Genomic DNA, 25,620 nt, shown 5'->3' with positions numbered 1-25,620 from the left:
CGGCTCATAACCGGTAGGTCCGGGGTTCGAGTCCCTGAAGGTCCACCATTTTGGGGGTATAGCTCAGTTGGGAGAGCACCTGCCTTGCACGCAGGGGGTCAAGAGTTCGAATCTCTTTATCTCCACCAAAAGGTGGAAGCCATGAATTTACATTCATGGCTTTTTTATATTTAAGTTCAAAAAAGCTTTACTATTAATTTCTAAAAAAGAGTTATATTATTACAAATATAGTATTATAATAGAAGAAAAGTAATTTATAAGATTGAATACTTTTATTTTGAGAACATATAAAATAAAAATAGCATATTATAAAAGGTATTAAAATAAATGCTAACAATAGGGAGTGTTTTTTGTGAAAAGACTAGATGAACTAAAGGAAATGCTTAAAGAGCTTAAACTTGAAAAAAGGGATTTAATTTTGGCAAATAAAAAAACATATTTAATTGATAAGAAAATAAAAGAGGTTCAAGAAGAAATAGATAGATTTTAAAATATCATGTAATACATGATATTTTTATTTTTTATAGGAATAAAAATGTAGAGTAATCATATAATTAATTTAGGAAGCGAGATGACTTGTTATTGAGGGAGGGGTATATATGATAAGAACTGTTGTGTGTCATAAAGAAGGCTGTAGTGGAAATAAATTTTTTATAAAGAGTGTTGAAGAGAAAGTAGAAGCAATATGTAGTGAGTGTAGGGATAAGAAATTATATGATTTAAATGATAGTGGGTATTTTTTAGTTTCTACATGTGGAGAATGCAAGAATGATACATTTAAATTATTTTTAGATACGGATAAAGAAACAGTCTTTATTAAATGTATTGAATGTGGCCAACCACCTGAAAAGATTTTAATAGATGAATTTGGAAATCAAATTTCATTTAAAGATAAACTTTTAAATGATGTAAAAGATGCGTTGTTTATGATTAATCAAAGAATGGGAAGCTTAGAATTAAAAGTAGAAGATATTGAAAGAGGTCAAGGTATAATTGAGGAGTCTTTAGCATATATAAATAGATATATAGTAGAAGATAGGTAACCTTACTTGTATTAGTAGGATTACTCAAAAACCATACGACTTTAGTTGTGGGAGACTTAGAGTTAATAGAGGATTTTATATATTAGGTAGTTATCACAAAATCCGCCTAATATATGAATCCTCTAATTTTTTACTAGATAGCTAGAAATCTGTAATAGTCCTAACTTTTATAAGTAAATAAAATAGATATACTTTCTTAGAGAAATTCTTTACGAGATAGAAAGTTTATATTAAAATAGGAAAGAATAGGTATAAAGTGGGGAGTAAATGAAGAGAAAAGAGATGATTTGGATAGGTGCTTTACTTGGATGGATGATATTTATTTTTTATATGTCAAATCAACCAGCTGAGGTTTCAAGTGCCCAAAGCAATTTAGTACTTAAAATTATAGAGAGTTTAGGAATCAATATAGATGGAACATATATTGATATAGTGATAACTATAATTAGAAAGAGTGCACATATTATAGAGTATGCAATATTAGCAATACTTGCTGTCAATACATTTAGTTTTCATTGTGGTAGGAAACAGGCTGTAATTATAGGACTTAGCTTAACTATTGGATATGCTATTATAGATGAGATACATCAATTGTTTATTGTAGGACGTGCAGGTAGAATGTTGGATGTAATAATAGATTCTATTGGAGGAATAATAGGAATAGGTTTAGTAATGGCTAAGAAGATAATTAAGTGTAAGTCAAAAAAGAAAATTAGTATAAATTAAGAATAATAAATTTAAAAAATAAGCAGATGAAGAAATAAATTTTCATCTGCTTTATTAGTATTTGAATTAGTTTCCAAAATCAGTTGGATGAATTGTTGTATATCCATTTTCTTTAAGTGATTTTATTAGTTTTTCTAAAATAGAGTTTTTATTGAATGTAGCATTAAAAGTATCATTATTAGAATTTAATGAGATATATTCCATTTCTAAACTTGGGTGATAAAACATAGAAGCTAAAAAGTTAGGTGGATGGGATTTTAATCTTTCTATTATATTGTTAGGATCTCTATCTTTTACATAACCAAGAGGTGTTGGAATAAATAAATTTTCACTTGAGGTTTGTTCTAAAGCTGTATATTTAAAAATATTGTAGGGTTCATATTGATACTGAAAGTACTCACCTATAATTTTTTTTTGTTTTGTAGTTGCATGATAATGTGGGCTTTCAAAAAAATTAACAGGGATATTTAAGTAATCAGCTGTATAAATCCCACTTTCTATCACTTTTCTTGTTTCAGCATCAGTGGGATTATCTTTTCTAGTAAGCTCACTTCCTACTGTGCTTATTGTATCTCCATATTGATGAGTGTATCCATGAAGACCAATTTGTCCACCACTATTAACTAAATAATCTAGCATATTTACAAAGCCAACATTAGAGAAGCTTTCTGTAGTAACTAAATCATTATCAATGTGACGCTCAGGATTAATATATCTAGGAACCCAAGCAACATTAAATCTAAGACCATCTTTGTACATTAAATCTCCTATTGCTTTGAATTTAGCTTGTGCTAGAGTTGATTCAAATGTATTTCCAGGTGCAACATCTTCAAATCTTAATAAGGCTACTTTTCCATCTTTAAGTGGAATAGGACCGTCATCTCTTTTATCTAAAGATGATTTTAATATTGATACTGAATTTTTTTCAGAGTCAAAAATTGCAGTTGAATTAAATAGATATTCAATGTCTGAAATAGAAATATAGTCAGTATTATTATATTTTAAAAGAATACCACGTGGATCATAAGGTCGTCCATCAATAAACCATGTTTTTTTTGATAAATTAATAGTTATATCTTTATGTTTAAGTATTTTATTAGAGTAAGTAAAGCCATATATATTAGCTATATAATCTAATGGTAAGTAATAACGATCACCATAAAGTAGTGGTTTAATTGTATTTGGAAGCTTTTTATCAAGTACTTTAAATGATACATTAGATAAAGTTTGGAGTTTAGGTGTTGGTATTTTATAATCTGTTTTAATTTGTTTATAATCTTTAAGTTTATTTTTATCTACTGCACTTATATGAACAATACCATCTTTTACATAGGCATTTCCTTGAAAAAAGCTAAAATAAAATATTATGCCATATATAATGGAAAGTGATAAAATAATTCCAAGTAGATAAAGCAATTTTTTTTTCATGATAATAATCCCCTTTCTTGAAAAAAATTGAATAATAACTATTTAATTATAACAAATTAAATGGATTAATATTACTTTTAAGAAAAAAATAAGGGAATAATAAGAAGTGAAATATTTAAAGAAGTATAAAAAATTTAGCAGATATGATAAAATTGATAGGGTAACTAAAGTAATTTAGTAGTTTAAGGGGGAATAATGATAAAATTGAATATGTGGAATAGGGGAAGTCTAAAATTTATTAGATTTGTTAATGTAGCATTGATGTTTCTTATTGGATTAATTGTGTTTACATCATATGAAGCATTAAAAAAAATTGGTGATAAGTTTGGAAAAGTGGATATAATTTTCTTGGTTATAACTTGTATTTGTGGAGCGCTAATATATTTTTTGAAAAAAAGAAATGTTAAAAGCAGAAATATAGTTATTTGTCTTATGTTAGTAGGATTAATTATAAGACTAGTATGGGTGTTTTCTATAAATAGTATTCCAGTATCAGATTACAATGGAATATATAGTACCACATATGAAATTTTAAATGGAGATTTTAATCAGTTAAGGGGAACTGAATACTATGCAAGGTTTCCACATTTAACAATACCTTTAATGTTTGCAAGTTTTATGAGATGGTTTTTTCCAAGTAGTACTTTTATAGCAGTAAAGATTGCTAATTGTCTATTTTCAACACTAGGGATTTTAGGGATATATCTTTTAGTTAAGGAAATATTTAAAAAAGAAAGATATGCAGAGATAGGTGCATTTTTAATGGCTTTTTATCCACCAATAATCTTATATACAGCAGTATATTGTAATGAGAATCAAGCAATTCCATTATATATTTTTGCAATATATTTATTTATAAAGTATATACATAAAGAAAAATCTTATTTAGGAATATTTTTAGCAGGAATTACACTTTCAATTGGAAACCTTTTTAGAATGGTTGCTACAATAGTGGTAGCTGCATTTATTTTATACATATTAGTTTGTGTAGATTATGGAGCAAAGGAAAGATTAAAGAAGGGTGCAGTCTTAATATTAGGCTTTATAATTCCATTAGTTTTTATGAGCTTTGGATTAAAAGGAATTGGATTTACAGAACAACACCTTTTTGTAGGAAGTGAGCCTAAGATAACAAATATACTTAAGGGAACTAATATAGAAAGTGGTGGAGGCTGGACTCATGAGGATGCTATAATTCCAGATTTATATAATTTTGATAAGGAAAAGATAGAGGAAGTTTGCAAGGGAATTATAATTGAAAGATTAACTAAAACTCCAATAAATGATTTAATAAATTTTTATTATAAAAAATATACAGGTATTTGGAGTAATGGTGAATTTTCAGGAGCCTATTGGGCAGAGCATAGCTTAGAGGATTCTGATATGAAAGTGAGAGTAAGCCAAAATGGAATATGGTTTATGAAGCTTTTTTATTTAGGATTAATAGTATTTACTTTTATAGGATTATTTAATTTTAAAAAAATAAAAGAGAATAAGAAAATTAATCTTCTATACTTTATATTTTGTGGTTATGGAATAATGTTTTTGATTACAGAGAGACAAGATAGATACACATTTATAGTGTGTTTTATATTTATTGTACTTGCAATAAATGGAATAAATTTATTTGATGAAAAGTTAGGAGAAAGTAAATGGAAAAGTTTAGACTAGGATTTACTGCCTTTGTAACTAATGCACTTAAAATTTTAATAGGGCTTGTTTTAATAACAGCCCTAGGTGCAGTTGCAGTATATACAAAAGATTTTGATATATCTACAGTAATTACAATAGCAGTATATGTTTTAACGTTTATAGGTGGTATTTTTATTGTAAATAATAAGAAACTATCTGTAAGAAGCAAAGTGATAATAATTATAGTATGGGGTGCAATTCTTAGAATATTGTGGATGTTAAATGCAAATACAATGCCGCAGTCAGATTTTCATACTATGTATGTAAGTGGACAACAACTTTTAGCTGGTAATAATTCAGCCTTTATAGGAACAGGATATTTAGGAAGATTTCCTCATCTAGTGCCTATGGCGGTGTATATGGCACTTATGATAAAACTATTTACACATAATATCTTAGCAATGAAAGTTGTAAACTTAATTTTAGGACTATGGTGTATATACTTAATGTATAGAATAGTAAAAGAAGTATTTGATAGTGAAAAATATGGATTAATTGGTGGGATTTTAGCAGCAGTGTTTCCTCCTTTTATAACGTATGTTGGTGTACTTGTAACAGAAAATTTAGCAATACCTTTCTATATGTTAAGCATATATATTTTTATTCTTTGTATAAAAAAGAAATTAAATCCATGGTGGCTTTTTGGTGCTGGATTAGCACTTGGAGTTGGAAATTTATTTAGAATGGTTGCATTAGTAACTGTAGTTGCAATGGCAATGTTCTTAATAATTTATACTAAAGATAAGTGGACTTTAAAGGCAAAAAATATAATTGTAATTTTTATAGCATTTCAGTTAGTAACTGTAGGAACAGGATTAATACTTATGAAAGCAGGAGTTACAAATACATTATTAACAAATGGAACGGAGCCTAATATAACAAGTATTCTTAAAGGAACTAATATCCAAAGTGGTGGAAGATGGAATCCAGAAGATGCTGCTATACCAGCTGAGTGTCATTTTAATAAGCAAGAGATAACAAAGGTTTGTGACAAAATAATTTATGATAGATTAACAGAGACACCTAAAAGTGTTTTAGCAGGATTCTACTTAAAGAAATATGTATTACAATGGAGCGAAGGAACTGCATCAGGAATGTATTGGACTGAGCTTAATATGAAGCCAAGTCAAATGTTTATAGATTTTAATGATGGAGGACTTGGAATATTCCAATTAGTATTTGCTGCAATGTTACTATTTGTAGTTATAGGGTTATTTAATAAGAAAAGATCTAAAGAAGGAAATGGATTAATCAATTTATTTTATATCATGTTCTGTGGATATGGAATTACATATCTTATAACAGAGACACAGGGAAGATATGCATATATAGTTTCATGGATATTTATAATAATGGCAATAGCAGGTTTAGAGAGGATAAAAAATGGAAAAGCTAATTAAGTTTGGATTTGTAGGGATATTAAATACAGTTATAAATATGATTGTATATAATATTTTACTATTATGTGGATTAAACTATATATTTGCCAATTCTATAGGGTATGGAATTGGTATGATAAATAGCTATATATGGAACAATATATGGGTATTTAAAACAAAAAGTAAGTCAGTTCATACAATAATAAAGTTTATAATAGTAAATCTTATAGTTCTTGGAATAAATAATGGATTATTATATATATTAGTTAAAGAATTTGATTTAAATAAGACAATAGCACAAGTACTAGTTTTAGTAATAACAACATTAATAAACTTTGTAGGAAGTAAACTTTGGACATTTAAAGAAAAAAAGTAGGGGTAATAAAGGGATTGAGAAATTTATGAACATTGAAAAAATATGGAATAAAAAAAATAGAAGCATTGAATTTAGCAATGCAATAATTTGGGGTATATTTTTCTTATTAGTTTTAAAAACTATCTTATTTATATTGGTAGGAACGTCTAAAACAGGATATGGAGTGGCAGCGTTTTTCCCAATAATAAATCTTTTACCAGCACAACTAGCATGTATACTTATTTTAATATTTCTAACATATTTATTTAAAGAGAAAAAACAATGTATATATTTAATAATTATTGATATTTTATATAGTGGTTTTTTAATTTTAAATTTATGGTATTTTAGAGCTTCTGGTGAATATTTAGGAATTAGATATTTATTGTATGAAGGATTATTTAATCCAATGAACAGAAGTTTAATTAATATAGGTAAGGGAGATATCTTATATATTTTAGATATTCCGATTCTTTTAATCATTTTAATAAAAACAAAAGCTTTCCTAAATAAGAAGAGAAATTTAAAGGTAGCTACTTTTGGAATACTTTTATCTATGATAACTGTTTATGGAAGCTATTATGAGTTTGATATTAAGAAAATTGATAATGGAAGAACAATATTTTTAAAAGATGATTGGGGTTCTGCTGTTGAAATGAGGAGTATGTGGCCAATTGCATATACTATAAAACAGGATTATAAAGCGGTACAAGCATACACAAAGAAGCCAGATTTAGAGGAAATAAATAAAGTGAATGAATGGTTTAAGGAAAATGATGAAAACTTAGAAGAGAATGAGTACTTTGGAATGCTTAAAGGAAAGAACGTTATATTTGTACAAATGGAGTCTTTAGAGGACTTTGTTATAGGTGAACAAGTATATGGACAAGAAGTTACACCAGTATTAAATAAACTTATAGAGTATTCATTATATTTTGATAATGTATATGAGCAGAATAATGGTGGAAATAGTATTGATTGTGATATGATGGCTAATACAGGGATGTTAACTTTAGGAGATAGCATAACTTTTATTAGTAATCCATTTTCACAATATCCTTCAATGGCAAGAACTTTAGAAGGCTATGGATATACAGCAATATCAACTAGAGCAGAGCCAGGTGGAGACTATAATTTTGCAGAGGCTCATAAAAATGCATTAGGATTTAAAAATATTTGGGATGGGAATGAATATGAACTTGATGAGATTGTAGGTTTTGGATTATCAGATAAAAGTTTCTATAATCAATATATTGATAAGCTTAAGACTGTAAAAGAACCATTCTTTTCTATGATCCCTAATTTATCTAATCATGGACCTTTTGATATAAAGGAAGATTATAGAGAATTAGATTTACCTAAAGATTTAGACGAGACAAAACTTGGAGGGTATTTTCAAAGTTCATATTATGCAGATAAGCAAATAGGATTTTTAATAAATAAATTAGAACAGTTAGAATTAATGAAAGATACAGTTTTGGTTATTTATGGAGATCATGGTGGAGTGCATAAATATTATCAAGATGAGTTAGCTGATATAAAGTTAGAGGGGGACTGGTGGAAAGAGTATGAAAGAAAGATACCACTTATAATTTATAGTGAAGGATTAAAGGGGAAAACTATAAATACTATAGGTGGACATATGGATATAATGCCAACAGTTTTAAATTTACTTGGAGCAAAAGAAGAGGCACCTATTATGGGGAGAAATCTTTTAAACACAAAAGTTAATGCTACTGTAATAAAAGGTGGAACTATAATTGGAGATCCAAGTGATAAAGAAAGAAAGCATTTAAAAGAAGCATATGAAGTAGCAGAATATATTATAAATAATGATTACTATAATTATGAGAATAAAGTAAAGAAATAAGAAAGAGCCGTCTTACATAGGAGTAGCATGTAAGATGGTTTTCTTTCTTGTTAAAGTATATTAAAAATGGTAAAGTAGTATAGGAAATTTAAATATTAAGGTGATGAACAAATGAAAAAATTAGTATCAGTAGTAGTTCCTATGTATTTTGAAGAAAAAGTTGTAGATGAATGTTATAAAAGACTAACGAGTGTTATGGAAGGGTTACATAACTATAATTATGAAATTATTTTTGTAAATGATGGGTCAACAGATAATACACTTCCAAGACTTAGAGAGTTTGCAAAAGAAGATAGAAATATAAAAATAATAGATTTTGCTAGAAATTTTGGACATCAAATTGCAGTAACTGCTGGAATAAAAGAAGCAAAGGGAGATGCTGTAGTTGTTATAGATGCAGATCTTCAAGATCCACCAGAACTTATAGCAGACATGGTTAAGAATTGGGAAGAGGGATATGATGTAGTTTATGCAAAAAGAAAGAAAAGAGATGGAGAAAGTTTCTTTAAGCTTATAACAGCAAAATATTTTTATAAGTTTTTAGACTTTATGTCAGATGTAGACATACCTAAGAATACTGGTGACTATCGTTTAATGGATAGAAAAGTAGTCGATGTATTTAATAGTATGGAAGAAAAAAATCGTTTTGTAAGAGGGATGGTTTCATGGCTTGGATTCAAACAAACTTATGTAGAATTTGATAGAGCAGAAAGATTTGCTGGAGAATCTAAATATCCACTAAAGAAAATGCTTAAACTAGCTGAAGATGGAATAATATCATTTTCACATAAGCCTATTAATTTAATTGGTGGGTTATCTATGTTATTCTTTATAGTATTTGGAGTTCAGATAATATGGATGATTGTTGACTTAATAATAAAACATAGTATAAGTGATACATTTATTTTAATAACATATATTAACTTTGTAGTAGCCATATTATTAGGAGTACTATCTATATTAGGTAAATACATAATTAGAATGTTTGATGAAGTAAATAAGAGACCATTATATATAATAAAAGATAAAATAAATTTTGAAGAGTAGAAAAAAAGCAAGGTATTTATCATTGATAAATACCTTGCTTTTAGAATAATGGCTATGGAGCTTTTTCTAGAAAAAAGGGTGAGCGGTGATAGATTAATAGTAAATAATATGAAGATGTAAATAAACTGTAATATAGATAGCATTGCTTTAAGAAAATACTATTGGTATAATGTTACCATCTAAACTTGGTATAAAGATTGAGATGAGAGGAATAGATATTAAGTTTGGAGAGAAATGGTATTATGAAAAAAGTAATAATAGGTATTATTATAGCAATAGCTATAATTATAGTTGGGTATTTAGGTTTTTCACTTTACTTTATGAATCACTTTTTCTTTGGTTCTACAATAAATAATATTAGTGTATCAGGTAGAACAGTTGAAAGTGGGACAAAATTAGTTGAAGAAAAAATAAATGACTATAAGTTAGAAATAAAAGGGCGTAATGGAGTTTCTGGATATGTAGATACACAAGATTTAGGTGTAAAATATAATGTGAGTGCAGAAGCTACAGAGTTAAAAAATAAGCAAAATCCATTTTTATGGGTAAGTCAAATATTTAATAATAATTATAAAAAGATAGATATTACACAAACATATAATAAGGAATTATTAAATAAATCATTAAATAAAATATTTGATTTTGATAGTGAACAAGCTCCAAAAAATGCAGGATTTAAATATGAAAATGGTAAATATGTAATAATAGATTCTGTTGAAGGTGATAAAGTAGACGTAAGTAAACTAGACACAATTATATTACAAGCAGTTGAAAATGATAAAAAAGAAGTAAATGTAGAAAGTTTAGGATGTTATGAAAAACCAACATATTTAAAAGATTCAACTAAAACAATAGAAGCTCAAAAAACATTGGACAAGTATGTTAGTACAAAGGTAACATATGTTTTTGGTGATAATACAGTAGTTTTAGATGGAGATACTATCAATGAGTGGCTATATGTAGATAAAGATATGAATGTACATATTAATACTGACAAAGTTACAGCATATGTACAAGGATTAGCAAAAGAGTATGATACAGTTGGAATACAAAGAACATTTAAAACTTCTTTAGGTACAATGGCAACAGTTAAAGGTGGGGATTTTGGGTGGAAAATAAATGTCCAAGCTGAAACTGAGAAATTAATATCTAATATAGAGAATGGGCAAACTGTCACAAGAGAACCAGTATATTCACAAAAAGGATTACCATATGGAACAGTAGGTCTTGGAAATACTTATGTAGAAGTAAATATTCCTAAGCAAAAATTATGGTATTACAAAGATGGAAAACTTATTATTGAAAGTGATGTAGTTACAGGGAATGTAAGTAAACATGATGGAACACCAGATGGGGTATATTATGTAAAGTATAAAGAACATGATACACACTTAAAAGGTGCAAATTATGATGTACCAGTAAAATATTGGATGCCATTTAATGGAGGAATAGGTCTTCATGATGCATGGTGGAGAAATGGTAAGTTTGGAGGAAATATTTATAAGACTGATGGGTCTCATGGATGTGTAAATTTACCACCAAAAACAGCAGAAACTATATATAATAATATAACACCAGGAACTATTGTGGTTTGTTATAGTTAAGAGAAAGCTATTTCTAAATTTTTTAGAAATAGCTTTTTTACATAAAAAAGGGAAAAGAGGTAAAGATATAGTTTATCAAAATAAATAGGAGTGATAGAAATGTTAAACTATTTTAGCTATATGGAAAGTATGAATATGCCATGGGATTTTATAATTAGATTAATGATTGCAGCAATACTTGGAGGATTTGTAGGATATGAAAGAGAAACACATTCAAAACAAGCAGGGATAAAAACTCATATATTAGTATGTATTGGAGCAGCATTAATAATGCTTGTGTCACAATATGGTTTCTTTGCAGTACTTGAAGAAAATGTGAGAGTAGATCCAAGTAGGATAGCGGCTCAAGTAGTTTCTGGAATTGGCTTTTTAGGTGGAGGAATTATTTTAAAAGATAGTGGAAATATTAGAGGACTTTCAACAGCAGCAGGAATTTGGTGTGTGGCAGGAATTGGTCTTGCAATAGGATGTGGATTATATTTAATTTCAATTTGCACAACAATTTTAATACTTATAGTATTTGAGGTTCTAACAAGGATTTCTAAAAACTTTTACAATAAACAATTTGAAATAAGTATAAGAGGAAAAGGAGATAGATATTTGTTATTTCAAGATTTAATAAAAGGTAATAGTGTAATTATTACTAATACAAAAGTTCAAAGAGAGGAAAATGATTTTAGTGTAGCAACATATAGATTAAAAATAAAAACAAATAGAGATGCAGAAAGAATAATCCAAAGAGTATGTGAGTCAAAAGAAATATATTTAGAGTATTTTGAAATTATCTAATTAACATAAAGGAAGAAAGGTGCATAAAAAGGACTAATAATAGATGTTTTACTACAATAATAGAAGAAAAATCTTCATACTAGTTTAAACCTTTTCATAAATATAAAACAAAAGAAGTTTGTGAAAGGCTGGTGAAAAAGCATATATCAATTTAGATATATGCATATAGTATGAAAGAGTATTGTATAGAGAATCTTAGAAATATTGGATTTATAGGTCATGGAGCAACTGGAAAAACATCCTTAATAGAACAAATAGCATATAGGTGTGGGTTAATAGATAGAGTAGGGAAGGTAGAAGATAAAAATACAATAAGTGATTTTGATAATGAAGAAAAGAAAAGAGGTTATTCAGTATCACTATCTGTTGTACCTGTGGAAAGAGACGATATAAAAATTAATTTAGTAGATATTCCAGGATATTTTGATTTTTATGGGGAGAGTATTCAGGGGATGAGAGCCGTTGATGTGGCAAATATTGTAGTATGTTCTGTATCAGGAGTTCAAGTAGGAACAGAGAAGGCATGGGAGTATTGTAATAAAATAAAATTATCAAGAACATTTTTTATAAATAAGTTAGATAGAGAAAACTCAGATTTTGATAGAGCGTTAAATGATTTAAAAGAAAGATTTGGAATAAGTGTAGTGCCAATTCAATATCCGATTGGAAAAGAAAATGAATTTAAGGGAATTATAAATATAATTTCAGAAAGAGCTAGAATATATAATCCTAAAACAAAGAAAATGGAAGAAGGGGAAATTCCAAAGGAACTTATAGATAAAGTAAGTGAATGTAAGCAGATGATAACAGAAGCAGTTGCAGAAACTAGGGAAGAGCTATTAGATAAATATTTTAATGAAGGATTTTTGACAGAGGAAGAAATCTATAATGGTTTATTAGATGGATGTGCTAGAGGAGAGATAGCACCAGTTATGTGTGGAAGTGCGATTAATGGAGTGGGAGTAGAGTGCTTAATAGAAGATATTGCAATGTGCTTTCCAGATCCAAAACTATCATTAGCTCAAAAATGTGTAAGAGAAGATAATGAAACAGACCATATTTGTTTAGATGAAGAAGAAAGATTTTCGGCATTTATATTTAAAACATCGATGGACCCATTTGCAGGGAAGCTTTCTTACTTTAGAGTTATAACAGGGGAAGTTAATAATAATGATTTGGTGATAAATAGAAATAAAGAAGTTGAAGAGAAAATAAATAATTTATATTTTATAAAAGGTAAAAATACAGAAAGAACAAACCGAGTAATTGCTGGAGATATTGGAGTAATTGCTAAGTGTGATTCATTAGAAACTGGAGATACTATAACTAATTTAGATTACAATGTTATTTATGATAAATTAAATTTTAAAAAGCCAATGATGCATATGGCAGTTTATCCTAAAGATAAGGGGAGTGAGGATAAAATAAATTTAGGACTAAGTAAAATTGTTGAAGAGGATAAATCATTAGTATTAGAAAGACGTGAAACTACAGGTGAGCAAATTATTAGTGGAATATCAAAATTACATTTAGATGTAGTAGAAAGTAAATTAAAAGATAAGTTTGGAGCAGAGGTAATATTTAAAAAACCTAAGTTTAATTATAGAGAAACTATAACTAGTCACTCAGATGTCCAAGGAAAGCATAAAAAACAATCTGGTGGACATGGACAATACGGAGATGTAAAAATAAAATTTGAAAGAAGAACAGATGGAGAGCAAGGATTAGAATTTGTAGATAAGGTAGTTGGAGGAGCAGTACCAAGAAACTTTATTCCAGTAGTAGAAAAAGCATTAGAAGATTGTATGAAAAAAGGTGTTCTATTAGAATATCCAATGGTAGAACTTAGAGCAACACTTTATGATGGTTCAAGTCATGCAGTAGATTCTTCAGAGATGGCATTTAAGATTGCAACAGCAATAGCATATAAAAAAGGAATAGAACTTGCAAAACCAATAATATTAGAACCAATAATGAAAGTATCAATATATATTAGAGATGAAAATATGGGAGATATTATATCTGATATGAATAAAAGGCGTGGACGTATACTTGGTATGGAAGGAGAAGGAATTATAAAAACTGTTATAGCAGAAGTTCCAGAGAATGAATTATTCACATATGCAACAGACTTACAAGCTATGACAAGTGGAAGAGGATATTTTGAGGTAGAATACTCAAGACATGAAGAGCTTTCAAAACTAGAAACATTAAAATTAATTGAAAATAAAGAGAAAGAAGAATAAAAATAAACGTCTCTTATCATACTAAGAAGATAGGAGTGAGAGTATGTCAAATTATATAATGAATGTAAAAAAAGAATTAACTAAAGATGAGTATGGAAATATTCATGATTATTTAGGAATAATTTGCGTAGATGATGAATTTACTATGGAAATATCTGATTCAAAGCATATAAACTTAGATATGATAAATAAAATTTTTGAAGAAAATAATATAGTGAAAGTGGAAGAAGCTACTTTAAATAATGGAAGCTATATTATAAAAGGAAATAAAATGTATTAAAAAGACATGGCATATAGCCATGTCTTTTAGATTATATATAATTACTCATCACCTAAGATGGAGTTTATTTCATTTTTGTATGAGTTAGCTTTAGCACCAAAAATAACTTGGACACCATTTCCAACTTCAACAACACCAGCAGCACCAAGGTCAGTTAAAGCACCTTTTTCTATAATAGATTTATTTTTTACTTCAACTCTAAGTCTTGTGATACAAGCATCAACACTAACAATATTTTCTTCTCCACCTAAAGCATTTAAAACGATAGGTGCATTATTTTTTATTTCATCTCCAGCGTTAGAACCTTGGAAATCTTTTTTAGTAAATAATTTAGTTTCTTTTTCTTCTGAATCTCTACCAGGAGTTTTTAAGTTGAATTTTTTAATTATGAAGCTGAATAAGAAGTAGTAAACAACTGCATATACAGCACCAACTAAAAGAACCATAAACCACTTAGTAGGAACTCCAGCACCAGCAGGTAAAAGACCAAATAATGAGAAGTCAATAAATCCGCCTGAGAAAGTCATACCTATAAATACATTGAAGATATCCATTAACATAAATGAAAGTCCTGCAAGTAAACAGTGCACTCCATAAAGAATAGGAGCTACAAATAAGAATGTAAATTCTAATGGTTCAGTTATACCAGTTAAGAATGAAGTTACAGCAGCTGAAATCATAAGAGATGCAACAATCTTCTTTTTAGTTGGATGAGCACATTTGTACATTGCAAATGCAGCAGCGGGCAAACCAAACATCATGAATGGGAATTTACCAGCCATAAATCTTGTAGTACCAGCAACTATGTTTGACATAACTTCTGGACTTGCACCAACTAGGTCAGTCATGCTTGATAATTGAGCAAAGTATGCAGTGTTAGCACCAGCAATAACAGTTTGAGCTCCGTCAACTAAGATGTTGGCTTCAACGAATGAACCAAACCAGAATGGAGTATAGAATACATGATGTAATCCAAATGGAATTAAGGATCTTTCTACGACTCCATATAGGAATGTACCTAAATATCCGGCATTTTTAACTAGTTCAGCAATTAAGCTAATTCCATTTTGAACAACTGGCCAAGCAAATGCTAAAACAGCACCAACTAATGCCATAACTAAAGCAGTTATGATGGGAACAAATCTTGAACCTGCAAAGAAACCAATAACAGCAGGTAATTCAATATTATAGAATTTATTGTGAAGTATTGAAGTGATTATACCAGTAATAATTCCTCCGAATACAGACATATTAAGAGTGAAAATTCCAAGGTTAGTAGTAACGTAAGTTCCATATTCACCAACATTATCAGGTGTAACTACACCTAATTGAGTAACACCAAGAGTTAAAAGTGTTGATATAACTTGATTCATTACGATGAAACCAAATACAGACGCTAAACCAGCAGTTCCTTTATCCTTCTTAGCTAGTCCAACAGCAACACCAACAGCAAATAATAGTGGTAAGTTACCAAAGATGATATCTCCAACATTTTTCATTACTGTTAATGTGGCAGTAACAATAGGATTATTCACAAATGAGATTAATGGTGAATATACAGTAGGGGCATTTTGAAGTCCTGCAATTCCAAGTAAGGCACCTCCAACACCAAGTAAAATACCTGCTATAGGTAAAGCGGCAATTGGAAGCATAATAGCTTTTCCGATTCTTTGTAAAGTTTGTAACATTAATAATTCCTCCTAAAATAAATAATAATAATTAATAAATAAATTTTTAAAAATAAAAAAGACCTAAATATTTATAAATCCTATAGGTATAAGAATACCTAGATTTACAGATATTTAAGTCTTGCCTGTTTTATAGTAACAATCTTACTATATTAAATTTTGAACTTATTAAAATGAAAGGGATTAATGATCTTCGCCTAATTTAATAGTAACAAAAATCACTGGTTATTTACAAGTAAATGTTATCATACCCAAAATATAGATGTCAACAAAAATATTAATAAATTTTGAAAAATATTAAAAAGATGATAATATAGGTAAGGGAAATATTTTTAATATTTAATAATAGATGGTATGAGATTTGTAATATTAGAACATAGAGATAAATATGAATAAATGAAATTTATTGATTTATGGAGGATATATGAGAGTAAATAAAATTTTGAACAATAATGTTGTTATAGCTAAAATTGATGGTGAAGAAATTGTAGTCATGGGAAAAGGTGTGGGTTTTCAGAGAAGTTTAGGAGATATTATAAATCCTGATAGTATAGAAAAGGTATTTAAATTACAGGGTGAGAGAGAACATAAGAGTTTTAATCAGCTTATGGGTGAGACTCCAGAAGAGTATTTAAACATAACAAAAGATATTGTAAAAATTGCAGAGGACAAATTAAAGACTACACTAAATGAAGTAATATTTATTATGCTAACTGATCATTTGTTTTTTGCAGTAACTAGAGAAAAAGAAGGTATTAGAATTGATAATCCAATATTATGGGAAATAAAGAGTCTTTACAAAAAAGAGTTTGAAGTAGCTCTTGAAGGATTAAAGATAGTAGAAAAATATACTGGTACAAAGTTATGTGAAGATGAAGCAGGATTTATAGCACTTCACATTATAAATTCAGTATTAAATGAAGATATGTCAAATACAATGAACATAACTATAATGACTAATAAAATATTAAATATAGTAAAAAGAGAATATAATATAGAATTTGATGAAAATTCATTGGATTATATGCGATTTATAACACATTTAAAATTTTTTGCACAAAGAATATTTAAAAGAACTCAAGTGAAAGACGAAGATAAAGAGTTTTATGAAATGGTGGTAAGAAAATATAAAATAGAAAAAGAATGTGTAAATAAAATAGAGGGTTATATAGAAAAGCAATTTAATTATAATTTATCAAAACAAGAGATAATTTATTTAATTATGCATATAAGAAAATTTAGAATATAAAAAAAAGAATGTACATTAGGAGGAAAAATATGATAACAATATATTTAACTAGACATGGACAAACTGAATGGAATTTAGAAAAAAGATTACAGGGAAGAGGAAATTCACCTTTAACAAAGTTTGGAGTGGAAAGAGCAGAAGAACTTTCAAAAAGAATTGAAGGAATGGAATTAGATAAAATATATACAAGCCCGATAGAAAGAGCATATAAAACAGCAGAGATTATTAAAGGAAAGAAAGAAGTAGAATTTTTAGAAGAAGAAGCTTTAATGGAAATGAGTTTTGGAGATTTTGAAGGTCAAAAAATAGATGATTTAGCTAAGATGGATAATGATTTTGATATGAGTCTTATAATGACTGGGAATACAGAAATTAAAGCACCGAATGGTGAGACGTTAGAAGAAGTAAGAAGTAGAGTTAAAAATATTATGGATAAAATCATTAAGGAAGATGACGGAAAAAATATATTAATAGTTACTCATGGAATAACACTAAAGGCATTGATGCATTATTTTAAAGATGAAGAAGCTAACACTGAAGTTATGGGACAAGCTACTTTAACTAAAATAATAATAGATGCTAATGGAGTAAATATAGAGTTTAAAAATGATGGAAGCCATTTTACTAAGGAAAATGCAACTACAGGTTGGTAAAATTGATGAATAAAAAAGTGGAAAAATAAAGATACTATTCTATAAATATAGAATAAATATTAACGGATTTTATAAGAAAAATGTAATTGATTAAACATAATGAAATTCGTAAGAAAAATGTAATTAATTTTATGATTTTATAAAAAAGCAAAAGATAAATATGAATTAAAGATTAACAAAAAGTAACTTATTTAGAAATGTTCCTATTTATTTAATTCAAAGCTTTGAAAAAATTATATAATGAAAAATATTATGTAATTAGGAGAGTTCTTATGAAGAAGAAAAAAAAGAAGAAATGGAAGATAGTAATAGCTTTTGTAATTTTCGAGTTAGTATTCACTGTAGTGACAGCGCCATTTGTTCTTCTATATGGACCGTTTGATACTGCAAAAAGAATTTATGTTGGATCAGCAATGACAACATTCAAGCATCAGTATCTAGCAACAGCATTTTTATCTCAAAACAAGATAAATGAAATTCTAAATTCAGGAACACAGAATAATACTGTTCAAGGGAATAATGGTTCAACGGTTGATATAAAAGGTACTCATGATAATAGAATAGACTTATATAAATTTGATAACTCAAAATATACTGGATATATGTTAGTAATTAAAAATCCTAAGAGGATAAAGGTAGCATATACAAATAGTTTATATAAGAAGGGTGAAACTACATCACAAATGGCAATACAAAACAATGCAGTAGCAGCTGTTAATGGAGGGGCATTTGTAGATACATCAAGTAGTGCAAACTGGACTGGAAATGGGGGAACACCAAGTGGTATAATTATTTCAGATGGAAAAGTTATAGCATCTGACTTAAAACCAGGAGAATCAACAACTTGTATGGCAATGAATGCACAAGGAAAAATGTATGCAGGGTCATATACTCTAGAGCAACTTAAAAATATGGGAGTTACGCAAGCAGTAAGTTTTGGACCTGTACTTATACAAAATGGTCAGCCAACAGATCTTTCAGGAGCATCAGCTACATGGGGAGTTGCACCAAGAACAGCAATTGGTCAAAGAGCAGATGGTTCAATAGTTATGATGGTTATCGATGGAAGAAGTATAGTAAATGGACTTGGAGCAACTATGACAGAGCTTCAAACATTAATGTTAACAAAAGGTCAATGTGTAACAGCAATAAACTTAGATGGTGGTAAATCCTCAACTATGTATTTAGATGGAAAAGTAATAAATAATCTATCTAATGGATTAGGTGAAAGATATATTGTATCATCAATAGTAGTTAAGTAGTGAGGAGAAAAGATGAAGAAAGTAAAACTTATAATATTGTGGGTATTAATATCCCTTGTATTACAATGTGGCGCCCTATTTTTTCTAAATAACTTCTACTTTGAAGACGACACAAATGTTAATATGCAACAGATATCAATATCAGATAATATGAATCAAAAAATAATTCATATAGAAATTCCGTCAGATGCAAGCAATGTAGGTGTATCATTTGATGGTGTATATCTTACTTATCAAACAAATGGGGTATACAAAATTGCAGACTCTTCAGAAGGAAAAACAAGGGATTTAGCAACTTCAGGAAATCAAGTGCTATGTGCTAAATGGTTAACAGGAAGAGATATGTTATTAAATCTTCAAAATAATAATGGCGAAGTAGTTCTTTATAGTTATGATGCACAAACAGGACAAAATAGAAAATTATTAAATATAGCACCATATAGTCAAAGCTATGTTAAATATGATATTGAAGCATCAACTATTACAGGAGTTACTTATGTGCAAATAAATAATACAATTTTCAGAATTGATATAAATCAAACAAATGCACAACCAATTTATCCAGTAGTTAATCAAGTTGGTAGTATGGATACAATGCCAACACAAGATAGGTTAGTTTATGTTGCTAGCGGAGGAAATATCCTTCATATAACTCAGCCTAGTGCAAGAATTACGATGAATACACAAGATCCATTAACAATATTAGGAATTGATGATAATGGAATTATTTATTTAGGAGAATTACAAAATGGAAATGTAACAAGTATAGTAACTAAAAACTTAAATGATCCAAATGCACAAAGTAAAGTGATTTCATTAAAAGCACCAGTAGCGAGCAAGGACATAAGTGTTCGTCAAGATGGTAAAATATATGTAAATTATAGTGGTGAAAGTCAAGTAGAAGAACTTAGCACACAAACAGTAACTAAATATACAGGTCAATTCTTAGGGTTCTATCAATATGGGATTTCAACTGTTAAGGATGGAAAGTATTATAAGGAGACATTTAAATAGAAAGGGCACCCTTAGTAGGGTGTCTTTTTATTTAGTATTTCCTTCTTTTAGAAGTGGTATAATGGAAGAAAAAAGAGGAGGTGAAATAGGCTATTTAAAAAGTAGTCTAGAGAAATATGAAGTGTGAATTAATATCAATAGGAACAGAAATTCTTTTAGGTGATATAGTAAATACTAATGCTCAATATTTATCGAGAGAACTTGCAAATATAGGACTTGATGTTTATTACCAAAGTGTTGTAGGTGATAATGGAGAGAGGATGCTTAAGGCATTTAAAGAGGGACTATTAAGAAGTGATATTATAGTTACAACAGGAGGCTTAGGACCAACTAAGGATGATATGACAAAAGAAATTGCATGTAAATACTTTGGATTTGAATTAGTATTACATGAAGAAAGTATGGAAGAGATACAAAAATATTTTAAGAAGTTAGGAAAAGAATGCACTAAAAGTAATGAGAAACAAGCATATTTTCCAAAGGAAGCCAAAGTTTTAAAAAATGATAATGGAACAGCACCAGGGGCTATTCTAGAGAAGAATGGAAAAATAATTATAGTTTTACCAGGACCTCCAAGTGAAATGAAGCCTATGTTTGATAATTATGTAAAGCCATATTTAGAAAAGCTAACAGGATACACAATAATTTCAGAAGTGGTTAAAGTTTATGGAATAGGTGAAAGTAGTTTAGAGAATATAGTTCAAGATTTAATTAATAATGGAACTAATCCAACAATAGCACCATATGCAAAAGAAGGTGAAGCACTTCTTAGAGTTACCGCAAAAGCAAAGAGTGCAGAAGAAGGAAAAAGAATTATAGAACCTGTTATAGAGGAAATAAGAAAAAGAATAGGTGATAATTTATATAATCTAGGTGAAGAAGGATTAAATTTAGTAGTAGGAAAGCTTTTAGTTGAAAAAGGCTTAACAATAGGAACAGCAGAATCATGTACTGGTGGATTGCTTGGAGGAACATTAATAGATTATCCAGGTATCTCAGAAGTATTTTTAGAAGGGGCAATAACATATTCAAATGAAGCTAAGATGAGAACACTTGGAGTTAAAGAAGAGACTTTAGCTAAAATAGGTGCAGTAAGTCCTGAAACTGCTATAGAAATGGCAGAGGGAATAAGAAATAGATGTAATTCTAGTATAGGAGTTTCAACTACAGGAATAGCAGGTCCAGGTGGTGGAACAGAAGAAAAGCCAGTAGGGCTTGTATATATTGCAGTTGCAACAGAAAGTGGAGCTGTAGTAAGTAAAAATATTTTTAATGGAGATAGAAATTCAGTAAGAAGAAAGGCTTGTCTTAAAGCTTTGGATATGATTAGACGAGAGATTTTAAAAAAGTAAGCATATAATTACTATGTACGCATAGGCTTATAATAATACAATCCCTCTTATCTTAGGAGAGATAAGAGGGATTGTGTTATTTGTATATAAATAAAATGGGGGAGAGGCGATTAATTAATGAAGCAAATAGCCTCAATATTAATTATCTCCTTATTATAAAATTTTATACTATGGAAAATTTTAAAAGGGAGGATTTTATGAAAAAGGTTTATAGGGGAAATTTATTCTTTTTCATTATTTTAGTTTGGGGAATATTTGGAGGGGGATTTTTCTTAAACAGTGTATGTAGAGAATTACAGATTTTTGATCCTAAAATTAGGTTATTTGCTAGTCACATAATAAGCTTTTTTATTCCAACAATGATATACATTGTAATAACAAAGCAAAAAGTTAAAGATGTGCTTAAACTTAATAAGTTAAGTTTAAGACAAGTGGTATTAGTAATATTATTGGGATTTGTATGTATTCCTTTCTCAGGTGTATTTGGGCGTATAAGTAGTATATTTTTTAAGAATACAATTGATGTATTTATAGGTGAAATAGCGAATACACCATATTTAATATTATTATTATTAATAGCAGTAATGCCTGCAATTACTGAAGAGGTATCATTAAGAGGCGTTGTGTTAAGTAATTATGAGGAGAAAGGTAATTTAAAGTGTGCTATTATGGGAGGGATTTTATTTGGATTATTTCATTTAAATGCACATCAATTTATATATACTACAGCATTAGGAGTTGTTTTAGTTTATGCAGTAAGAGTAACAGGAAGCTTATATTCTTCAATGTTAATTCACTTTATAGTAAATGGAACATCAATAACCATGCAAAAAATACAATATAATGCAATGAAAGTACTAGGAGAAACTGAAAAAGTTATAAGTAATGAGGTAATAGTGAATGGGGCACTTATTATTAATATAGTTCTTACAATAATAGTTACAGGTACAGTTATTTATATCATATTGAAGAAGTTAGAAAAGATTAGTGGAGTTCATAGAAAGTACGAAAATAGTGATAGATTAATAGTAAAGGATAGAATAATTAATCTACCATTTATAATGAGTATTATAGTATATATAGTGTTTATGATACTCTTTAGGTAAGAAGAAAGCTGCAATAGATTTATCTACTGCAGCTTTTTAAGCAAAAGAGGTAAAATATTTTTTATTAACCCATCCTCTAGAATTATCATTTCTATTTACAGGTAAAGCAACATAAAACCAAGTAGAACCTTTAAAGGATGCTTCATCAAGAATAGCAACTTCCATATGAATTCCTGTTTTTTCAATAAGACCTTGAGCATCAGGAGAAAGGTAAATTAAAGAGCCAACTTTAATAACACCAAATTTATGGGAAGGAACTTTAAAATCAATTTGAACAGGGCTATTTCCTTTAGGAACTCTAGATTTTAAGTTATTTAAATTACTAGTTAAAATAATTAAATCATTTTTTAAATGAGTAATTCTACTTTCATAAGTGAAGATGGTAAATCCAAGTGTGCCTATAACTAAAACTATAAAAATTATATAAAGCATAATAAAAACTCCTAAATATACTATTTATATTAAGTATATTTAGGAGCACTATTAAAAATACATAATAAAATTTTAATTAATTAAAAGATGAGAATTTTTTAGTAAAATCACCTTTTTTGCAATATGCATAGAATTTAGTATAAAGAGCCATACGATCTTTGTCTTCTAAGCCTTTTTCCTTATCCTCAAGATTTCCAAGTTTAATTTGTCTTAAGATAATATCATTCATAGGAACAGTCTTAGCATTTTTCATCATATCGTACATAGTCATAAATGTAGTTGTTCTACCAATACCTTCTTTACAGTGGAAATGAAGCCAAGAGTTTTTAGGTAGTTTATTAACTGCTGCTACAAAGTAATCAACCATTTCAGGAGTTGGTGGTTTAGTATCAGTTACAGTAACTCTTACATAAGTATCTTTATTATTTTTTATAAGAGTTTGTTCTGAATAAACTTCTTTAGGTGTTATAGATTTACCTTTTATAGTAATAGGGACACCTATTTTTATACTAGCAAGTTGAGCATCATTTCTAGCAATAACTTGATTATAGCTAAGTCCCATATTTGCTTTATCACCATCACCTTCCCAGCTAATAGGAAGACCATTTATAAAGCCATGGGATTCTTGTCTTAAATCAAAAAACACAAGATTCTTATTTTTAGGAAGTTGCTCTTTCATAAGAGTTAGACCATCCTTTGAATATTGCTGACTACCTGATATATTAAGGCATTTTAATCCAGTTAAATTAAGATTTCCAGGGTCTTCAATTGGATCAGTTGATTTTCTAAAACGCTCTGGGAGTTTATTATGGTTATCATTATCGAAAACCAATACCTGTTCATTAACAGGAACATCTTCTCCCATAAGGGCGAAACTATTAATTGGTGTTCCAAGTAGTGAGAATAAAAGTAATAATGGAATTAATTTGATAAATTTAAAATTTTTTTTCATATTAAAAAAATCACCTCTTTCAGATATAGATTTTCCAAAATGGTGATTTTTATAAGTAATATTTAAAAATAATCCACAAAATTGTTTATATAATAGAAAAAATTAAAGTAAAATGTGGATTAAAGGTTATTAACTGCTTCTCCAAGAACTTTACCAATAGAGTCATTAATAATTAGTGTAGCCTTAGAATCAGCTGAAGTAGAACTTTTATTAATTAAAATTAAATTTTTACCTCTAAAATAATCAATAAGACCAGCAGCTGGATAAACAACTAAAGATGTTCCACCAATGATTAAAGTATCAGCTTTACTAATAGCGGCAATAGCACCATTGATAATATTATTATCAAGGCCTTCCTCATAAAGAATTACATCAGGTTTAATAATATTACCACAATTAGTACATTTAGGAACGCCATTAGAATTTAAAATAAATTTCTCATCATAGAATTGTCCACATTTAGTACAATAGTTTCTAAGAACAGAACCATGAAGTTCAAAAACATTTTTAGAACCAGCAGCTTGATGAAGACCATCAATATTTTGAGTAATAACTGCTTTAAGTTTTCCAAGTGCCTCAAGTTTAGCTAATGCTATATGGGCAGCATTAGGTTTAGCATTGGGATAAATAAGCTTAGCCTTATAAAAATTAAAAAACTCTTCAGGATATCTAACATAAAAAGAGTGAGATACAAGCTGTTCAGGAGTAAAAGTCATATTAAGTTTTTCATTAAATAAACCATTAGCACTTCTGAAATCAGGAATATCACTTTCAGTACTGACACCAGCACCACCAAAAAATACAATATTATCACTTTCTCTTAGGATTTTAGTAAGTTCTTCTATTTTATTATTCATTAAATCATCTCCAGTTAAAATATGTTTATTATTTTATTATGACAGAAGGAATAAGAAAATTAAATATAGGATAAAAATATAAAAGTGATTGTTGTTAAATAGAATTTAGTATAAGATAGATTTACTATGAGTAAATAAAGGGGAAAGAGATGATTAAAGAAGTAAAAAAAGAAGATTTAAATGAAATGGTAGAAGTGTATATTAAGGCATTTAATAATGAGCCATGGAATGATGAGTGGACAACGGAGACCGCTACAAAAAGATTATTTAATATGATGAATGATAGTGGTTTCTATGGAATAAAGATTGTAGAAGATAAAAAAATATATGGTTTTATATTAGGACATGAAGAGATTTTTTATAATGGCAAAATGTTTAGCATAAAAGAATTTTGCACAGATAGTAATATTCAAGGAAAAGGATACGGTCAAAAATTAATATTAGAATTAGAAGAAAGGGTAAAAGAAAAAGGAATTAAAGAAATAATATTAATGACAACTAGAGATGAGAAAGCAGAAGGGTTTTATTTAAGAAGAGGATATGAAGTACATGATGGATTGGTTATGATGGGAAAGGAGATAATATGAAAAAAGATA

At 28.5% G+C, this 25,620-nt stretch carries 24 protein-coding genes and 1 tRNA gene; 20 read left to right on the top strand and 5 right to left on the bottom strand.

Translation table 11 applies throughout. The annotated features are described in order from the left end of the window. Positions 1 to 52: 52 nt before the first annotated feature. From ACRDDY_RS11095 to ACRDDY_RS11080, 4 genes are all read left to right on the top strand, one after another. Positions 53 to 128, top strand: a tRNA-Ala gene (locus ACRDDY_RS11095). 224 nt (positions 129 to 352) lie between these two features. After that, a complete protein-coding gene (locus ACRDDY_RS11090; RefSeq protein WP_438565016.1) occupies positions 353 to 490 on the top strand; it encodes a hypothetical protein in 138 nt (45 codons plus the stop codon). A gap of 109 nt (positions 491 to 599) precedes the next feature. Then, positions 600 to 1,043: a hypothetical protein gene (locus tag ACRDDY_RS11085; protein WP_438565015.1), complete on the top strand. Its 444-nt coding sequence runs from the start codon at positions 600 to 602 to the stop codon at positions 1,041 to 1,043. A gap of 267 nt (positions 1,044 to 1,310) precedes the next feature. Beyond that, positions 1,311 to 1,769 (top strand): VanZ family protein, encoded by a 459-nt coding sequence (locus ACRDDY_RS11080; protein ID WP_438565014.1) that lies wholly within the window; start codon positions 1,311 to 1,313, stop codon positions 1,767 to 1,769. Positions 1,770 to 1,835: 66 nt separating this feature from the next. Here ACRDDY_RS11080 and ACRDDY_RS11075 read toward each other — a convergent pair whose 3' ends face one another. Next, entirely contained in the window at positions 1,836 to 3,197 is a 1,362-nt protein-coding gene (locus ACRDDY_RS11075; protein WP_438565013.1) for a DUF2334 domain-containing protein, read from the bottom strand. A 195-nt stretch (positions 3,198 to 3,392) separates the two neighbouring features. Here ACRDDY_RS11075 and ACRDDY_RS11070 point away from each other — a divergent pair, with 195 nt between their 5' ends. The 9 genes from ACRDDY_RS11070 to ACRDDY_RS11030 all read left to right on the top strand — a co-directional run bounded on the left by ACRDDY_RS11070 (position 3,393) and on the right by ACRDDY_RS11030 (position 14,459). Next, entirely contained in the window at positions 3,393 to 4,868 is a 1,476-nt protein-coding gene (locus tag ACRDDY_RS11070) for a glycosyltransferase family 39 protein (protein ID WP_438565012.1), read from the top strand. Further along, positions 4,850 to 6,289, top strand: coding sequence for a glycosyltransferase family 39 protein (locus tag ACRDDY_RS11065; RefSeq protein ID WP_438565011.1), 1,440 nt, complete (start codon positions 4,850 to 4,852; stop codon positions 6,287 to 6,289). The genes ACRDDY_RS11070 and ACRDDY_RS11065 overlap by 19 nt, the downstream gene beginning before the upstream one ends. Then, positions 6,273 to 6,644 carry a GtrA family protein gene (locus tag ACRDDY_RS11060; RefSeq protein ID WP_438565010.1) on the top strand — a complete coding sequence of 124 codons (372 nt, stop codon included), beginning with the start codon at positions 6,273 to 6,275 and terminating at the stop codon, positions 6,642 to 6,644. The genes ACRDDY_RS11065 and ACRDDY_RS11060 overlap by 17 nt, the downstream gene beginning before the upstream one ends. A 25-nt stretch (positions 6,645 to 6,669) precedes the next feature. Then, a complete protein-coding gene (locus tag ACRDDY_RS11055) occupies positions 6,670 to 8,493 on the top strand; it encodes an LTA synthase family protein (RefSeq protein ID WP_438565009.1) in 1,824 nt (607 codons plus the stop codon). 111 nt (positions 8,494 to 8,604) lie between these two features. Next, positions 8,605 to 9,540, top strand: a complete 936-nt coding sequence (locus tag ACRDDY_RS11050) for a glycosyltransferase family 2 protein (protein WP_438565008.1) — start codon at positions 8,605 to 8,607, stop codon at positions 9,538 to 9,540. A gap of 242 nt (positions 9,541 to 9,782) precedes the next feature. Next, a complete protein-coding gene (locus tag ACRDDY_RS11045; RefSeq protein WP_438565007.1) occupies positions 9,783 to 11,144 on the top strand; it encodes a L,D-transpeptidase family protein in 1,362 nt (453 codons plus the stop codon). 99 nt (positions 11,145 to 11,243) lie between these two features. Further along, the gene (locus ACRDDY_RS11040; RefSeq protein ID WP_438565006.1) at positions 11,244 to 11,933 is read left to right on the top strand and encodes an MgtC/SapB family protein; all 690 of its coding nucleotides are present in this window, start codon (positions 11,244 to 11,246) and stop codon (positions 11,931 to 11,933) included. A gap of 170 nt (positions 11,934 to 12,103) precedes the next feature. Continuing rightward, positions 12,104 to 14,179, top strand: a complete 2,076-nt coding sequence (locus ACRDDY_RS11035) for an elongation factor G (RefSeq protein WP_438565005.1) — start codon at positions 12,104 to 12,106, stop codon at positions 14,177 to 14,179. A gap of 43 nt (positions 14,180 to 14,222) precedes the next feature. Then, the gene (locus tag ACRDDY_RS11030) at positions 14,223 to 14,459 is read left to right on the top strand and encodes a hypothetical protein (protein ID WP_438565004.1); all 237 of its coding nucleotides are present in this window, start codon (positions 14,223 to 14,225) and stop codon (positions 14,457 to 14,459) included. Positions 14,460 to 14,500: 41 nt separating this feature from the next. Here ACRDDY_RS11030 and ACRDDY_RS11025 read toward each other — a convergent pair whose 3' ends face one another. Beyond that, positions 14,501 to 16,147, bottom strand: a complete 1,647-nt coding sequence (locus tag ACRDDY_RS11025) for a PTS transporter subunit EIIC (protein WP_438565003.1) — start codon at positions 16,145 to 16,147, stop codon at positions 14,501 to 14,503. A 424-nt stretch (positions 16,148 to 16,571) separates the two neighbouring features. Here ACRDDY_RS11025 and licT point away from each other — a divergent pair, with 424 nt between their 5' ends. The 6 genes from licT to ACRDDY_RS10995 all read left to right on the top strand — a co-directional run bounded on the left by licT (position 16,572) and on the right by ACRDDY_RS10995 (position 22,783). After that, a complete protein-coding gene (gene licT, locus ACRDDY_RS11020) occupies positions 16,572 to 17,396 on the top strand; it encodes a BglG family transcription antiterminator LicT (RefSeq protein ID WP_438565002.1) in 825 nt (274 codons plus the stop codon). 29 nt (positions 17,397 to 17,425) lie between these two features. After that, positions 17,426 to 18,049: a histidine phosphatase family protein gene (locus ACRDDY_RS11015; protein WP_438565001.1), complete on the top strand. Its 624-nt coding sequence runs from the start codon at positions 17,426 to 17,428 to the stop codon at positions 18,047 to 18,049. A 272-nt stretch (positions 18,050 to 18,321) separates the two neighbouring features. Then, on the top strand, positions 18,322 to 19,311 hold the full coding sequence (locus ACRDDY_RS11010; protein ID WP_438565000.1) for a phosphodiester glycosidase family protein: 990 nt from the start codon (positions 18,322 to 18,324) through the stop codon (positions 19,309 to 19,311). Positions 19,312 to 19,323: 12 nt separating this feature from the next. Beyond that, positions 19,324 to 20,325 carry a hypothetical protein gene (locus tag ACRDDY_RS11005; RefSeq protein ID WP_438564999.1) on the top strand — a complete coding sequence of 334 codons (1,002 nt, stop codon included), beginning with the start codon at positions 19,324 to 19,326 and terminating at the stop codon, positions 20,323 to 20,325. A 116-nt stretch (positions 20,326 to 20,441) separates the two neighbouring features. After that, the gene (locus ACRDDY_RS11000) at positions 20,442 to 21,677 is read left to right on the top strand and encodes a competence/damage-inducible protein A (RefSeq protein WP_438564998.1); all 1,236 of its coding nucleotides are present in this window, start codon (positions 20,442 to 20,444) and stop codon (positions 21,675 to 21,677) included. Between the two features lie 197 nt (positions 21,678 to 21,874). Then, a complete protein-coding gene (locus tag ACRDDY_RS10995) occupies positions 21,875 to 22,783 on the top strand; it encodes a lysostaphin resistance A-like protein (RefSeq protein ID WP_438564997.1) in 909 nt (302 codons plus the stop codon). Between the two features lie 36 nt (positions 22,784 to 22,819). On the opposite strand, the gene ACRDDY_RS10990 is transcribed toward ACRDDY_RS10995, so the two are convergent. The 3 genes from ACRDDY_RS10990 to ACRDDY_RS10980 all read right to left on the bottom strand — a co-directional run bounded on the left by ACRDDY_RS10990 (position 22,820) and on the right by ACRDDY_RS10980 (position 25,024). Continuing rightward, positions 22,820 to 23,215, bottom strand: coding sequence for a hypothetical protein (locus tag ACRDDY_RS10990; protein ID WP_438564996.1), 396 nt, complete (start codon positions 23,213 to 23,215; stop codon positions 22,820 to 22,822). Between the two features lie 76 nt (positions 23,216 to 23,291). After that, entirely contained in the window at positions 23,292 to 24,167 is an 876-nt protein-coding gene (locus tag ACRDDY_RS10985; RefSeq protein WP_438564995.1) for a fused DSP-PTPase phosphatase/NAD kinase-like protein, read from the bottom strand. Positions 24,168 to 24,286: 119 nt separating this feature from the next. Next, positions 24,287 to 25,024 (bottom strand): NAD-dependent protein deacylase, encoded by a 738-nt coding sequence (locus ACRDDY_RS10980; protein ID WP_438564994.1) that lies wholly within the window; start codon positions 25,022 to 25,024, stop codon positions 24,287 to 24,289. Between the two features lie 149 nt (positions 25,025 to 25,173). On the opposite strand from ACRDDY_RS10980, the gene ACRDDY_RS10975 reads away from it, so the two are divergent. Further along, a complete protein-coding gene (locus ACRDDY_RS10975; RefSeq protein WP_438564993.1) occupies positions 25,174 to 25,611 on the top strand; it encodes a GNAT family N-acetyltransferase in 438 nt (145 codons plus the stop codon). Positions 25,612 to 25,620 lie beyond the last annotated feature (9 nt).

The organism is Clostridium sp., from assembly GCF_051656525.1.
In the GTDB taxonomy this organism is placed as follows: Bacteria; Bacillota; Clostridia; order Clostridiales; family Clostridiaceae; genus Clostridium.
The sequence above is the reverse complement of the archived record's forward strand: the minus strand, read 5'-3'. Positions and strand labels throughout refer to the sequence as shown.